Below are 14,236 nucleotides of genomic sequence, written 5' to 3'. Positions count from 1 at the left end.
TATACTCTGGCGCCCCCAATGAGAAGAGGATGCCATGACGACCGCCACCCTGCCCCCGGATATTGCCGGACTAAGCTTCGAGGATGCCCTGCGCGAACTGGAGCAGATTGTCCAGCAACTTGAGCGTGGTCAGGTTCGACTCGACGAGGCTGTCGGGGCCTATGAACGCGGGACCCTTCTCAAGTTCCACTGTGAAAAACGACTGGCGGATGCGACAGCCAGGGTGGAAAAAATTGCTCTTGCTGCCGACGGAACGGCCAGCGGCACAACCCCTCTTGATCCAGCCTGAGGTTCCAGAACAATGCCCGGCATGAGCCTAGCCCTGCAGGCTGCCCTGAAAGAAAAAACGGCTGCGGTCGAAACAATGCTCGCCCGTCTGATACCGGAGATACCGGAAGCAGAGGGACGGGTCTTTGAAGCCATGCGCTATTCAACGCTGGCTGGCGGAAAACGGCTGCGCCCGTTCCTGGTCCTGGCAACAGCCGACATGTTCAATGTCAGCGAAACCGCAGCCTTGCGCACCGCATCCGCGGTGGAGATGGTCCACTGCTATTCTCTTGTCCACGATGACTTGCCCGCCATGGACGACGACAGCATGCGCCGGGGAAAACCAGCCTGCCACCGCCAGTTTGATGAAGCAACAGCCATTCTGGCGGGTGATGCCCTGCTGACCCGTGCGTTCGAGGTTCTTGCTGCCCCGTCAACCCATGCCGATCCTGCCGTACGCTGCACCTTGGTCAGTGAACTGGCCAAGGCCGCGGGGCCCCATGGCATGGTCGGCGGGCAGATGGTTGACCTTCTGGCTGAACGGAAAGGACGGGATCACCCCGGGCTTGATGTTTCAGCCATCACCCGTATGCACCAGATGAAGACCGGCCGCATTATCGGCTTTTCGTGCATGGCCGGGGCCATCCTTGGCAAGGCACCGCCACAGATCCGCCACGCGCTGCAGGCTTATGCCCACGACCTGGGGCTGGCCTTCCAGATCGTCGATGATCTTCTCGACGTAGAGGGCGATCCGGCCCGCATGGGTAAAACCCAGGGAAAGGATGCCGCCGCCGGGAAGGCAACCTTTGTCACCCTGCTCGGCCTGGAGAGAGCGAAGGAACAGGCCCGTGCCCTTGGCGAACAAGCCATTTCCCATCTTAAAGTTTTTGACGAAGAAGCATCTTTGCTGCGCGATGTTGTAGGATATGTCCTTGAACGCCAGAGCTGACTGTCACGACACAACACGCACCTGATCGCACCGGAGGTTTCCTTTGCCGGCAAAACCCGACACCCCGCTTCTTGATACGATTACATACCCTGCAGACCTGCGAAATCTGTCGATCGATCAGCTTGGTCTTTTATGCGAGGAGCTGAGGGCCGAGCTTGTCGATGCCGTCTCGACAACCGGCGGGCACCTGGGGGCCGGGCTGGGGGTGGTCGAGCTGACTGTCGCCCTGCACCATGTTTTCAACACACCGAAAGACAGGCTGATCTGGGATGTCGGCCACCAGTGCTACCCGCACAAGATCCTGACCGGACGCCGTGACCGCATACGGACCCTGCGTCAGGGTGGAGGTCTTTCGGGTTTCACCTGCCGTGCAGAAAGTGAGTACGATCCTTTTGGGGCCGGGCACAGCTCCACCTCCATTTCCGCTGGCCTGGGAATGGCCGTGGCCAGTGACCTGTCAGGCGCCGGGAACCATGTTGTTTCGGTCATCGGTGATGGTGCCATGAGTGCCGGCATGGCCTATGAAGCCATGAACAATGCCGGTGCCATGAACGCCCGGCTGGTTGTCATTCTCAACGACAACGACATGTCGATTGCTCCGCCTGTCGGTGCCATGAGTGCTTATCTGTCAAAGCTGATCTCGTCCAAACCCTATGTGTCCCTGCGCAGCCTGGCCAAGGGACTGATCAAGCGCTTCCCGGAATCGTTGAACCGTGCCGCGCGCCGTGCAGAGGAATATGCCCGTGGCATGATGACCGGGGGGACCCTGTTCGAGGAACTGGGCTTTTACTACGTCGGCCCCATTGACGGCCACAACCTGGAGCATCTTGTACCCGTGCTGCGTAACGTCCGCGACCATGGTCACGGGCCGGTTCTGGTTCATGTCGTGACCCAGAAAGGCAAAGGGTATGCCCCGGCCGAGGCTGCATCGGACAAATACCACGGCGTGGCACGCTTCAACGTCATGACCGGGGCACAGGAAAGAAGCAAGCCCAACGCCCCCAGCTACACCGGGGTTTTTGCACGGGCCCTGACCGATGCGGCAGGACAGGATCCACGCATTGTCGCCATCACGGCCGCCATGCCTTCAGGAACAGGGCTGGATGTTTTTGCCTCGTCATTCCCGGATCGCTGCTTTGATGTCGGCATTGCCGAACAGCATGCTGTTACCTTTGCTGCCGGCTTGGCATCGGAGGGGTACCGGCCCTTTGCCGCCCTGTATTCGACGTTCCTGCAACGAGGCTATGATCAGGTTGTGCACGATGTTGCCCTGCAGAATCTTCCCGTTCGCTTTGCCATCGACCGGGCCGGTCTGGTAGGCGCTGACGGGGCAACCCACCACGGTTCCTTTGACCTTGCCTATCTGGGCTGCCTGCCGAACATGACCATCATGGCCCCTTCGGATGAAGCGGAACTGGTTCATGCTGTGGCTACAGCCGCTGCCCATGACAGTGGCCCCTTTGCTTTCCGCTACCCCCGGGGCGAAGGTGTTGGCGTCTCCCTGCCCGAGAAACCGCAGGTCCTGCCGATCGGCAAGGGCCGAATCGTACGGGAAGGCAAGGGAACAGCCCTGCTGGCCCTGGGCACCATCCTGCACCAGTGCCTTGAAGCCGCTGATATACTGGGCAGCCACGGACTGTCGCCGACCGTGGCGGATGCCCGCTTTGCCAAGCCCCTTGACCTTGCGCTGCTGGAAAACCTGGCAACACGCCACGCCATCCTTCTTGTTGTAGAGGATGGGGCAACCGGCGGATTCTCGTCCTGGGTCATGAAGGCATTGTCGGACTGCGGGCTTCTGGACGGTACCCTGAAGGTACGAACCCTGACCCTGCCCGATACCTTTATCGAGCAGGACACACCCGCCAGGCAGTTGAAAGAAGCGGGTCTTGATGCCGGATGCATTGCCGCCAAGGTCATGGAACTGCTGGCCAGCGACACCAGTGTTTCCATAAAGCCTGTATCAGGCTGAGATCGTTTGCGAACAGCAGATCAAGAGGATATTGTGGCCGGACTATCGGCTTTCTGCCGGTTCCTGATTGCTGGATCCCCGTGCCATGACGATTTTATCGGTCACAATCACCCTTTTTCTGCTTATGGACTCTCCGGGGAATGTCCCGATCTTTTTGTCTGTGCTGGGGCGGCTGGAAAAAACCCGCCGCCGCCGTGCAATCCTGCGTGAAATTACATTTGCCCTGATCGCCCTGTTGCTGTTCCTGTTTTTCGGTCGGACCCTCCTGTCCTCTCTGGGTATCTCGGCGCCCGCCCTGTCGGTAGCCGGGGGGGTTGTCCTGTTCCTGGTTGCCCTGCGTATGATTTTTCCCGGCCAGTACGGCAGCCTTACGGAAGGGACGGATCCGGACCCTTGGCTGGTTCCCCTGGCCGTGCCCTTGGCTGCTGGTCCGTCCAGCATGGCCTATGTCATGCTGATTGCCACGCAGGAGCCTGACCGGATCGGTGACTGGGCCCTTGCCATCGTCATGGCATGCGTGCTTGGCGGGCTGACAATTTATACCGGCGACCTTCTGCGCCGCTGGATCAAGGATCGGGCCCTCAGCCTGATCGAGCGCCTGATGGGCATTATTCTTGTTGTGATTGCCATCCAGATGCTGATGAACGGCATTGGCCAATATGTACAGACCCTGAGCACCGCAACACCCTGATGACAAAGAAGACACAAGACCATTCCAAAAAAGCGACCAAGGAACGCATTGACCAGATGCTGGTGGACCGCGGCCTGGCCGAAAGCCGGACACGCGCACAGGCATTGGTGATGTCTGGCCTGGTTCTGGTTGATGGACACCGCGTTGACAAACCGGGAACCCGCGTTGCCCTGGACCAGACAATCGTCCTGAAAGGACAGGATCACCCCTGGGTCTCACGCGGGGGCTTGAAGCTGGACAAGGGGCTGGAGGTTTTCAACATTCCCGTTACCGGAAGCACGGCACTGGATGTCGGGGCCTCTACCGGCGGCTTCAGCGATGTTTTGCTGACCCGGGGGGCGTCACGGGTTTATGCGGTGGATGTGGGCTATGGACAGCTGGCCCATCGCCTGCGGACTGATCCACGCGTCGTGGTTCTGGAACGAACGAATGCCCGCTATCTGACGACAGACCACATCCCGGGACCCGTTGACCTGGTTGTCTGCGATGCCAGTTTCATCGGCCTGCGGACGGTCCTGGAAACACCCCTGACCTTCCTGAAGCCGGGGGGATATCTGGTTGCGCTGATCAAACCACAGTTTGAAGTCGGCAAGGAGCGCCTGGGCAAAGGAGGAGTTGTCCGCGATCCCGCACTTCACCAAGAGGTTTGCGATACCATGCGTGCATGGCTGACAGATCAGCCTGGATGGACCGTTCTGGGTATAACGGAAAGCCCCATCCGGGGGCCGGAAGGCAATGTTGAGTTCCTTCTGGCGGCACAGCGACTCCCGGCCTGAAAAGTCCGGCGTGGGGTGTAGCGTACTCAATCCACACCCCACGCCAACCCCCTACAATCCTTCAGAAGAAGGAGCCATCAGAACAGCCGGGCTTCGTCCGATGGCGCGCTGACGTTCGATCCCTGATACAAACGGCTTCACAAACGGTTCCAGGGCGGTCAGATAGCTCAACTGCCGCATGCCATGCGCCGAACCACCAAAGACAGCCAGAATTTGCTCCCATTCTGTTTTCGGGGCCGGAAATGGAACCAGATCGATCTCTGCGTCTTCGGGAATACCGGCGGCCTCCCGCGCCAGGCGCACGGCTGTACCAAAACCGCCAAGGGCATCAACCAGACCGACAGCTTTTGCATCATGGCCGGACCAGACCCGGCCACGGGCCACATGGTCCACCTGATCGGGAGCGAGACCGCGCCCCTGTGCCAGTTTCCCTGTGAAATCTGTATAGATGGCATCAAGAGAGCGATCGAACCAAGCACGTTCTTCCGGCGTGAACTTGCGATTCGGACTAAGCATCAAGGCCCCGGATCCTGTCTCGACCCGCGCCCAGGAAACACCCAGCTTGTCCCACAATCCAGATACCACGGTCTTGCCCGAGAACACGCCGATAGAGCCTGTTATTGTACCCGGATTTGCAACAATCGCATGCGCGGGCATGGATAGGAAATAGCCACCCGACGCGGCATATTCGCCCATGCTCACAATCAGTGGCATACCCTTTTCCTTGGCCCGAGCCACCTCGCGCCAGATGGTATCACTGGCAACAGCATCGCCACCGGGGCTGTTGATCCGCAGGACAATGGCCTTGATATCCGGATCATCCACTGCACTGCGAATAGCCCCGGCAACCGTATCGGAACCAATACTGTGTGTTCCGGACATGGTTCCATCTTCGCTGGCCCCAGCATGGATGACACCCACCCCGTGAATCAGGGCAATACGCGAAGCATGCGGCGACGGGTGCACCGCCGTACCGGCAAGGTAATCATCCAATGATACCTCCTTGTCGGTTCCTGCTGCGCTGTGTACAGCATCCATAAACTCATCCAGGTACCCGATGGTATCAACCAGACCGGCATCCTTTGCTTCACTGGCAAACAAGGGAGGACGAGCCGCCAAGACTTCTACAGAAGCCCGTTCAAGGCCACGCCCGGAAACAACCGCATCAAGCAGCTGGGACTGCCAGGAATCAAGCAAGGCACGCAGTGAAACCCGATGCGGCTCACTCATGTCATCGCGCACCAAGCTGTCCATCGCCGTCTTGTACTCCCAACGGCTTGCAAACTCATGCTCGATACCGATTTTTTCCAGGGCAGACTTCAGGAAAGGCACCTCGACACCAAAGCCTGTCAAACCCAGGGTCCCTGAAGGCTGCAGCCAGATTTCCGAGAAGCCCGATGCCAGAAGGTATTCTGCACCGCCGCCATTGGATTGCCCGAGAGTCTCGGCAAAGGCAAAAGCCGGTTTGCCCGAATCACGAAAGCGCGCGATCGCGTCGCGCAGTTCCTGCGCTTCCGCCATACCACGCCCGGCATCACCAATACGGGCCGTCACCGCCTTGACCCTGGGGTCCGCAGCCGCACGATCCAGGACAGTGACAATATCGACCAGCGAGACCTGCGGCTCGAACAAATGATCAAGATGAACCTCTGGCAATTCCGGTGTTGGATAATCCAGGGACAGGGACAAAATCATCTCCGAAGGCAGATCAGTCGATCGGGAGAAAGAAGGCCCCAGGCGGGATACACCAATCACAAGAACAACAGACAAACTGACAAAAACAACGCCGCACAGAGCCAATGCCCACAACAACGCCCTACCAAAAATACGCATGACAGCTCCCTGAAAGGGTCAACCGGAATTGACAGACAACGCAAAAAGAAGCATCCCGGCAATTGACCCGCCCTGTAGTATGCCGCAAAAGTGGCAGTTGACGGACAGAAGTGCAAGCTTGGTCCACCAAGGTGTCAGAGAAGAGGGTTTCGTTCATGCCTCATCCACGCATCGGCATCAGTCTTGGCCATAACAGCTTTGATGTTCTGGCTCTGACAACCAACGACTTTGTGCTGACGCGCGAACAGCACCCGCTGACATCGCCATCCTACCACGACAGACTGCAAGCGATGGCCAGCCGGGTCAAAATGCTGGACCGTGAATATGGAAAGGGAAGCCTTGGCGTCGCCATCCCTGGCAGTATTACCCCTGACAGCGGACATATCCGGACATCCCCTGTCCAGGACTTGATTGGCCACACGATGCTCCTTGACCTTGCCGCAGCGATTGGACGTCCGGTGCGCATTGCCAGCGATGCAGACTGCATGGCGCTGTCAGAAACGATGGATGGTGCCAGTGCGGGCCTGTACTGCTGCTTCCATGCCATCCTGGACCACGGTGTAACCGGTTGCCTGACCATCGGAAACCGTATTCTGAGTGGCCCTAATGCGTTGGGGGGTGAATGGAGCCACAATCCTATTCCATGGCCACGGGAATGGAAACACGCCGACGAACGACCGGGCCCGGATTGTTACTGCGGACTGACAGGCTGCACAGAAACGTTTCTGTCAACGCATGGCCTGATAGATGACCACGCAAGAGCAACGGGCATGACACTACCGTGGCCTGATATTGCTGCATCAGCCACAGCCGGGGATCCGGACTGCCTGGAAAGCATGCAACGCTACGCAGACAGGCTGGCCCGGGCCCTGTCCATCATCGTCAATCTGGTTGACCCTGATGCCATTGTGCTGGGCGGCGCCCTGTCGGACATAGACTGGCTGTATGAAAAAATCCCCCTGCTGTGGTCCGGTTGGGCGCTGAGCAACAACACAGCAACCCGTTTGTGCAAAGCGGCACACGGGGCCGACAGTATTGTACGGGGAGCATCACTGCTGTGGGATTGCCAGGATCAGGTTCGCCCCCAACCGGCCCTGCTCCTCCATCCGGCAGACTAAACGCCCTATAGGGCACAGTCCGGCGCCGGGGGAGGATGGACCTCGACGAGCGTACCGCGCAGGCTGAACGTGCCAAAATTCTGCAGCAGGCTTTCGGCCACACCATTGCTCCGGTAACGCAGGGATACCTCGAAATCAGGAACACCCCCGCCGTTGGCCGGGTTGAAAAACGCCAAGACAACCGGCCACCCTCCACCCTTCAGCAAGGCATTACCGGGAAGAACGGAAGGAGCCTGATCCGGGAACGGGTTGCCAACTGCAGCCGACAGATCAAAGGCTGGGCCGATGATGGAACCATCAAAAACGGGACGGGCCAGAAAACGCCCTCCATTACGGGCCTGCCGGAAGAGAAGGTCTGTGTGCGCTGCCGGAAACAGCGTACCCGGAGACAGATCAAAAACAACGTCTTGCCGGTCTCCCTCTATCCGGAAAATAGCACTGCCAACCCCGGCAGGAGGCATCCGCGCTTCCCCCTGATAGGAATCAAGAACCTCCCCATCCCGCATGTTCTGGACAGAAAAGCGGTAGGACTGGCCATCCTTGGCTTCCCACGACATAAAGTCCCAGCTGGACGACACCGCATCCCCCTGACTCTGGAACAGAGTAAGATCAGTGCGGGTCTTGACCTTCCATGCTGTACAGCCATCTTCAAAAGTATAGCGCATGGTCCCGGAAGCCCCGACAATCCCCGAGGAAGAACGGGCCGAGTGCAGCTCCATCCGGTACACGGCCGCGTGGGGCACAAGGCTGGAGCCCTTCGATGGAACAACAGGCTTTGACCAGACTGCAACAGAAAAGCCGGCACCCAGGAAAGGTCCGACAACACAAGACATCAAAGCTATTCTCAGATAACGCCCATACATGGCAGAGTTCCTGCGGACTGCCTATTGGCCGAAACAATGACGCCCCAGAATGGTGCAGTTCAAAGGATTTGCCAAGTCAGCTCCACACCCGGGGGCGAGCTACGCGTCTGTTTTCCGGGAAGTGTTGCATAAACGCAAGCCTCCCCGGGGCATGTATAGCCCGGGGAGGCTTGGACACATAAGGATCAAGTCAGGGGAAGGACTCTATGCACCGGCAGCACTGGCCGGGGCTGTTCCGCCCTTTTGAACCTCTATTTTCTTCGGCAGCTGAAGGCGGATATGAAGCTCGCGCAGCTGCTTCTCGGTCACTTCCGAAGGTGCCTGCATCAAAAGATCCTGAGCCTGGCCGTTCATCGGGAACAGGATAACCTCGCGAATATTGGGCTCGTCAGCCAGCAGCATCACCATACGGTCGATACCCGGCGCCGCACCACCATGCGGAGGGGCCCCGAACTTGAAGGCATTCAACATGCCGCCAAACTTCTCTTCGACCACATCAGGACCATAGCCGGCAATTGCAAAAGCCTTGCACATAATCTCTGGCAGGTGGTTCCGGATGGCACCGGAAGACAGCTCTATCCCGTTGCACACGATGTCATACTGGAATGCCTTGATATCCAGCGGATCCATGGTCTCCAGAGCGTTCATGCCGCCCTGGGGCATGGAGAACGGGTTGTGGCTGAATTCGATCTGGCCGGTATCTTCGTTGCGCTCGTACATCGGGAAGTCAACCGTCCAGCAGAACCGGAAAACGCCCTGTTCGCGCAGTGACAGGTCATCACAGACCCGTTCCCGCACCTTGCCGGCAAACTTGGCAGCAGCCAGTGCCTTGTCGCAGACAAAGAACACCGAATCTCCATCCTGAAGGCCACAGGCATCCTTGATGGACTGGAGACGGTCTGCTTCCAGATTCTTGGCAATCGGGCCTTTCGGGCCATCGGCGGCAAACTGGACATAACCAAGGCCGCCCTGCCCTTCCTCACGGGCCCATTCATTCAGCTTGTCGTACCACCCACGCGGACGAGCTGCTGCACCGGGGGCCGGAATGGCACGGACCACGCTGCCAGCCGCAACGCCACGGGCAAAAATCCCGAAACCGGAATCGCGGAAGGCATCGGTTACATCGGTAATCAGCAGCGGGTTCCGAAGATCCGGCTTGTCCGACCCGTACTTCAGCATCGCAGTATCATAGGGGATGCGCTCGAACGGCATGGGCGAAACCGCTTTGCCACCAGAGAACGACACAAACAGGTCATGCAGGACCGGCTCGATGGCGTTGAACACATCCTCCTGGGTGACAAAGCTCATTTCAAAATCAAGCTGGTAAAACTCACCCGGCGAACGGTCAGCACGGCTGTCTTCGTCACGGAAGCAAGGAGCAATCTGGAAATAGCGATCAAAGCCCGCAACCATCAACAGCTGCTTGAACTGCTGCGGGGCCTGGGGCAACGCATAGAAGCGCCCCGGATTCAGGCGGCTGGGAACTAGGAAGTCACGGGCCCCCTCGGGGCTGGAGGCCGTCAGGATCGGGGTCTGGAACTCGTTGAAACCATCGGCTGTCATGCGCTGGCGCAACCAGGCGATCACCTGCGAACGCAACAGCATGTTGGCGTGTACTTTCTCGCGCCGCAGATCAAGGTAGCGATAGCGCAGGCGGGTATCCTCGCCAAACTCTTCCGTGCCAGCAACCTGCATAGGCAGAACGTCAGCACGCGACTGCACGACAATGTCGGAAACACGCAGCTCTACCTCACCCGTGGTCAAACGGGGATTGACCGTTTCCGGTGAACGGGCGACCACCGCACCGGTAACCGTAACAACACTTTCCGGCCGCAGGGTTTCAAGAACCCGGAAAATCTCCGATGACACATCGGTCACACACTGGGTGATTCCGTAGTGGTCACGCAAGTCGACAAACAGCAGGTTGCCGTGGTCACGCTTGCGGTGAACCCAACCGGACAGCCGCACCTGCTGGCCCACATGCTCCTTGCGGAGATCGCCACAGGTATGGGTACGGTACGCGTGCATGGAAGATACCTCTTGGTTCATGGAAACAGCCGGATCGGGCAAACCACACAACAATGTGGCCCCGAAACGGCGAAAAGCACACGGTTCGGGGCCCATTGTCAAGCAGAAGCGCACAGAACCATCAGGCTGATAGCTGCCGGACAGCCTCCAGAACCGCAGCAGCGTGGCCGGGGACCTTGACCTTACGCCACTCCTGCACGATTTTACCACCCGGCGCAATCAGGAATGTGGAGCGATCAATGCCCATATACTTGCGACCATACATGCTCTTCTCGACCCAGACCCCATAGGCCTCGCACAGGCTGCCGGTCTCTTCATCGGACAGCAGGGGGAACGGAAGGCTGTGCTTTTCCACAAACTGGTCATGCTTACGCACGGAATCCTTGGATACGCCAAGAACCACAGCGCCGGCAGCCAGGAAATCATCGTGCAGGTCGCGGAAATTCTCGGCCTCGGTTGTACACCCCGACGTCAGGTCTTTTGGATAGAAATAGAGAACAACAATCCTGTCCTGCAGCGCGGCCAGTGACACGCGTCCCCCACCACTGGCAGGAAGGTCGAACGCAGGAGCCGGCTGGCCTGTCATCATGTTCATGGTTTCGATTCTCCTTGTACCGGCGCAGAACCAGAGGCCCGGCGGGCCTGGTCCGCCGGATGTTCAATCAGGCGTGCAAAAAGGGCCGATACCTGCCTGTACACATGATCCATGCGTTCCTTCAGGTGCGGGAAATCAGGTTCCCCGGCTGAATGGGCCAGACGCGCACACAGGCCGGGTGGCACCTCCTGCTCCCGGAAAACGCCGTCGATGGAATAGCGCAAAATGCCCTGCAGTCCAAGCCAGAGTTCCTGAGCCTCCTGCAACAGGTCCGCATCAGGGGATTCAAGGAAACCTGCGTCCCGCAGACGATCGATGGCACCGGCGATATTGGTATCCAGAACAGCAGGCTGTGCATTGGCATGCCGAAGCAAAAGATACTGCACGATAAATTCGATATCCACCAATCCACCACGCCATAACTTGACATCAAACATATTGGCGGCCCGGCGTTCACGGGCCATACGGACCCGCATATCCGCAACATCCAGCAGCAACGAACCCGGATCAGGAGGCATGCCAAGAGACTGCACAAGAGCCTGGGAAACCCGTCGGGCCAAGTCTGGATCCCCGCATACAACCCGAGCCCGCGTCTGGGCCATGCGCTCCCACGTCCATGCCGACTCAGCGTTATACCGGACAAAGGCATCCAGACTGACTGCCAGCGGTCCCTTTGATCCTGACGGACGAAGGCGCATGTCCACCTCGTAGAGAATACCTGCAGGGGTCATGGCCGTAACCGCATTGACAAACCGCTGGGTCAGACGGATGAACCAAGTACTGGCCGCCAAAGGAACCGGGCCATCCGACGTTTCACAATCTGCTGGAAAATCATAAATGAGGGTCAGATCAAGGTCGGAGGTTACGGTCATTTCCCGCCCGCCCATCTTCCCCAAGGCCAGAACCACCAAGGCCCCACCCGGGACACGCCCGTGACGAAGGGAAAATTCGCGTTCTGTTTCACGCAGGAGGCGATCAAGCACCACATCGGCAACAGCCGTCAGAGCCTCGCCCGCCGGACGGGGAGCAACCATGTGACGCAGCACCTGCACCCCAACCTGAAACTTCCGCCCGTTGACCCAGATCCGGCACAGGTCCAGCACATCCTCGAACGCCGATGTTCCGGCAAGGATCCGGTCAAGATCAGCCCCCAAGGCATCCCGGTCGGGCAGCGGAGCCAGAAAATCCCGGGCCATAACCGCATCAAACAACCCGGGGCGACGGGCGAGAATACCCGCAAGACGCGGGGCATCCCCCATAATATCGGCCAGCAGATCCAGCAGCCGGTCATTGTCATACAGAAGCGAGAAGATCTGTATGCCGGCCGGCAGACCCCGCAGAAACTCATCAAAACGGTAAAAGGCTTCATCGGGACGGAATGTCCTGCCCAGCGCCCGCAACAAGGTTGGCACCAGCTCGGTCAATACCTCACGCGCCCGGGTCGAGCGGGTCACCCGATAGCGGCCATGATGCCAGGCACGGATCATTGCAGCAATGGCACGGGGATTGGTATAGCCCAACCCCGAAAGGGTCTGCAGGGTTTCCGGATCATCCTCATGGCCTGTAAAAACCAGACTTCCTCCCTGCCCGTCCGGGGTCTCGGTACCAAGACCGGGAGCATCACCAAAAAGTGCGGCATAGTGGGTTTCAACCGTACACAGAACGGCCTGTATGGCCTGGTCAAACGATGCCAGGTCCGGCCACCCGAGGAAACAGGCCAGATGCGCCCGGCGCTCCGGATCCAGGGGCAGGGTCTGTGTCCGAGCGTCATCAATCATTTGCAGCCGGTGCTCCACCGTCCTGAGAAACTGATAGCATCGGCTCAGGTCATCACGCACAGTGCCGGTAATCCGCCCGGCATCTGCAAGGGCATCAAGGGCGTCAAGGGTTCGGGAAAGGCGCAATCCCGGTACACGCCCGCCCCAGATCAACTGCTGGGTCTGGGCAAAAAACTCGATCTCCCGGATACCCCCACGGCCGAGCTTGATGTTGTGACCGGCTACGGCAACATGCCCTCCTCCCTTATGGGCATGGATCTGACGCTTGATGGAGTGAATATCCTGTATCGCATTGAAGTCGAGTGATTTTCGCCACACAAACGGACGCAGTCCGGACAGGAACTCACGACCGCGCACAATGTCACCGGCAACCGGGCGCGCCTTGATCATCGCCGCCCGTTCCCAGTTCTGACCAAAACTTTCATAGTAAATTTCCGCAGCCTGCACCGACAGCGCCAAGGCTGTCGATCCCGGATCCGGACGCAGGCGCAAATCGGTGCGGAAGACATACCCGTCGGCCGTACGTTCTTCCAGAAGACGCATCAGATCACGGGTCAGGCGGACATAGAATTCTGATGGAGACTTGCGCCCCCGGTACCGGATTTTCTCCTCGTCGTAGAGGACAACCAGATCAATATCAGAGGAGTAGTTCAGCTCGAAAGCACCCAGCTTGCCCAGCGCCAGGATCATGTAGCCACAATCCTTCTGGGGATCGTCGGCATGGGGAAGATCAATCTGTCCCGTGTTCTGCGCCGCACGCAACAAGGCTGTCACACACAGTCGCAAGGCCATGTCCGCAAAATCGGACAATGCCGCACTGACCCGAATGGAATCCCATACACCTGCCATATCCGCAAGGCCAGCCAGCATGGACATCCGCCGCTTGGCCACGCGCAAGGCCTTCATCAGCTCGGGCGTGGTTACGGGCTGTGCCAACTCCTGCCTCAGGGTATGCAGCAACACCGTTATTTCGACATCCGGCCCGCGCGAGGACAGGGAGAAGAAAAAAGCCGGCTCCTGCAAAAGGCAGGCGGTCAGAAACGGACTGTTGCCAAAACAACTTTCCAGAACCCTCTGGACATCAGGATGACCGGATACCATATCCGGTACAGGAACCAACTGCTCTGTACAAGAATCCACAAAACGCGCCACCACGTCCTGCCAGTGTTCCATCGCCACGGCGACTTTCAGGCGGTCAAAGGGAAGTGGCAAAGCCGACCAGTCACCCCACTCCAGCAGGGCTGGCAAGGGCGCGGGTTCGGACTTGCGGATAAACAGGGGAACGGGCACGTCAGGCATTCCAATTCAGTCTGTTTTACCGCAGACTGCGGGAGCCGGAACGAACGGTCAAGGCTGACCTCTGTCTCGG

11 protein-coding genes are annotated in these 14,236 nt (G+C 58.8%); 6 read left to right on the top strand and 5 right to left on the bottom strand.

The features are described 5' to 3' along the window. The first annotated feature begins 34 nt into the window (after positions 1 to 34). From HEQ72_RS04485 to HEQ72_RS04465, 5 genes are all read left to right on the top strand, one after another. A complete protein-coding gene (locus tag HEQ72_RS04485) occupies positions 35 to 289 on the top strand; it encodes an exodeoxyribonuclease VII small subunit (RefSeq protein WP_168019574.1) in 255 nt (84 codons plus the stop codon). Between the two features lie 12 nt (positions 290 to 301). After that, positions 302 to 1,216: a polyprenyl synthetase family protein gene (locus HEQ72_RS04480; protein ID WP_168019575.1), complete on the top strand. Its 915-nt coding sequence runs from the start codon at positions 302 to 304 to the stop codon at positions 1,214 to 1,216. Between the two features lie 43 nt (positions 1,217 to 1,259). Continuing rightward, entirely contained in the window at positions 1,260 to 3,185 is a 1,926-nt protein-coding gene (gene dxs, locus HEQ72_RS04475; RefSeq protein WP_168022666.1) for a 1-deoxy-D-xylulose-5-phosphate synthase, read from the top strand. An 85-nt stretch (positions 3,186 to 3,270) separates the two neighbouring features. Then, the gene (locus HEQ72_RS04470; RefSeq protein ID WP_168022665.1) at positions 3,271 to 3,876 is read left to right on the top strand and encodes a MarC family protein; all 606 of its coding nucleotides are present in this window, start codon (positions 3,271 to 3,273) and stop codon (positions 3,874 to 3,876) included. Next, positions 3,876 to 4,652: a TlyA family RNA methyltransferase gene (locus HEQ72_RS04465; RefSeq protein WP_168022664.1), complete on the top strand. Its 777-nt coding sequence runs from the start codon at positions 3,876 to 3,878 to the stop codon at positions 4,650 to 4,652. Before HEQ72_RS04470 ends, HEQ72_RS04465 begins: the two co-directional genes overlap by 1 nt. A 51-nt stretch (positions 4,653 to 4,703) precedes the next feature. Here the strand turns inward: HEQ72_RS04465 and sppA are convergent, their stop codons facing one another. Then, positions 4,704 to 6,485 carry a signal peptide peptidase SppA gene (sppA, locus tag HEQ72_RS04460; protein WP_168022663.1) on the bottom strand — a complete coding sequence of 594 codons (1,782 nt, stop codon included), beginning with the start codon at positions 6,483 to 6,485 and terminating at the stop codon, positions 4,704 to 4,706. A 155-nt stretch (positions 6,486 to 6,640) separates the two neighbouring features. Between sppA and HEQ72_RS04455 the strand changes: the two genes are divergently transcribed. Then, positions 6,641 to 7,603: an ROK family protein gene (locus HEQ72_RS04455; protein WP_168019582.1), complete on the top strand. Its 963-nt coding sequence runs from the start codon at positions 6,641 to 6,643 to the stop codon at positions 7,601 to 7,603. A gap of 5 nt (positions 7,604 to 7,608) precedes the next feature. On the opposite strand, the gene HEQ72_RS04450 is transcribed toward HEQ72_RS04455, so the two are convergent. The 4 genes from HEQ72_RS04450 to HEQ72_RS04435 form a co-directional block, all read right to left on the bottom strand. Beyond that, a complete protein-coding gene (locus HEQ72_RS04450; RefSeq protein ID WP_168019584.1) occupies positions 7,609 to 8,466 on the bottom strand; it encodes an EipB family protein in 858 nt (285 codons plus the stop codon). A gap of 204 nt (positions 8,467 to 8,670) precedes the next feature. After that, positions 8,671 to 10,494 carry an aspartate--tRNA ligase gene (aspS, locus tag HEQ72_RS04445; protein WP_168022662.1) on the bottom strand — a complete coding sequence of 608 codons (1,824 nt, stop codon included), beginning with the start codon at positions 10,492 to 10,494 and terminating at the stop codon, positions 8,671 to 8,673. 121 nt (positions 10,495 to 10,615) lie between these two features. Continuing rightward, positions 10,616 to 11,089, bottom strand: coding sequence for a thioredoxin-dependent thiol peroxidase (gene bcp, locus HEQ72_RS04440; RefSeq protein WP_168019587.1), 474 nt, complete (start codon positions 11,087 to 11,089; stop codon positions 10,616 to 10,618). Next, positions 11,086 to 14,166: a bifunctional [glutamine synthetase] adenylyltransferase/[glutamine synthetase]-adenylyl-L-tyrosine phosphorylase gene (locus tag HEQ72_RS04435; protein WP_245183089.1), complete on the bottom strand. Its 3,081-nt coding sequence runs from the start codon at positions 14,164 to 14,166 to the stop codon at positions 11,086 to 11,088. The genes bcp and HEQ72_RS04435 overlap by 4 nt, the downstream gene beginning before the upstream one ends. Positions 14,167 to 14,236: the final 70 nt, after the last annotated feature.

Source organism: Haematospirillum sp. 15-248 (assembly GCF_012102665.1).
Classification (GTDB): domain Bacteria; phylum Pseudomonadota; class Alphaproteobacteria; order Rhodospirillales; family Rhodospirillaceae; genus Haematospirillum.
This window is presented reverse-complemented; position numbering and strand designations above follow the sequence as displayed.

Excerpts from the sequence above, each read along its gene's own strand:
- HEQ72_RS04485 (WP_168019574.1), top strand. The coding sequence starts at position 35 with ATGACGACCGCCACCCTGCCCCCGGATATTGCCGGACTAAGCTTCGAG.
- HEQ72_RS04480 (WP_168019575.1), top strand. The coding sequence starts at position 302 with ATGCCCGGCATGAGCCTAGCCCTGCAGGCTGCCCTGAAAGAAAAAACG.
- HEQ72_RS04470 (WP_168022665.1), top strand. The coding sequence starts at position 3,271 with ATGACGATTTTATCGGTCACAATCACCCTTTTTCTGCTTATGGACTCT.
- HEQ72_RS04465 (WP_168022664.1), top strand. The coding sequence starts at position 3,876 with ATGACAAAGAAGACACAAGACCATTCCAAAAAAGCGACCAAGGAACGC.
- sppA (WP_168022663.1), bottom strand. The coding sequence starts at position 6,485 with ATGCGTATTTTTGGTAGGGCGTTGTTGTGGGCATTGGCTCTGTGCGGC.
- HEQ72_RS04455 (WP_168019582.1), top strand. The coding sequence starts at position 6,641 with ATGCCTCATCCACGCATCGGCATCAGTCTTGGCCATAACAGCTTTGAT.
- HEQ72_RS04450 (WP_168019584.1), bottom strand. The coding sequence starts at position 8,466 with ATGTATGGGCGTTATCTGAGAATAGCTTTGATGTCTTGTGTTGTCGGA.
- aspS (WP_168022662.1), bottom strand. The coding sequence starts at position 10,494 with ATGCACGCGTACCGTACCCATACCTGTGGCGATCTCCGCAAGGAGCAT.
- bcp (WP_168019587.1), bottom strand. The coding sequence starts at position 11,089 with ATGAACATGATGACAGGCCAGCCGGCTCCTGCGTTCGACCTTCCTGCC.
- HEQ72_RS04435 (WP_245183089.1), bottom strand. The coding sequence starts at position 14,166 with ATGCCTGACGTGCCCGTTCCCCTGTTTATCCGCAAGTCCGAACCCGCG.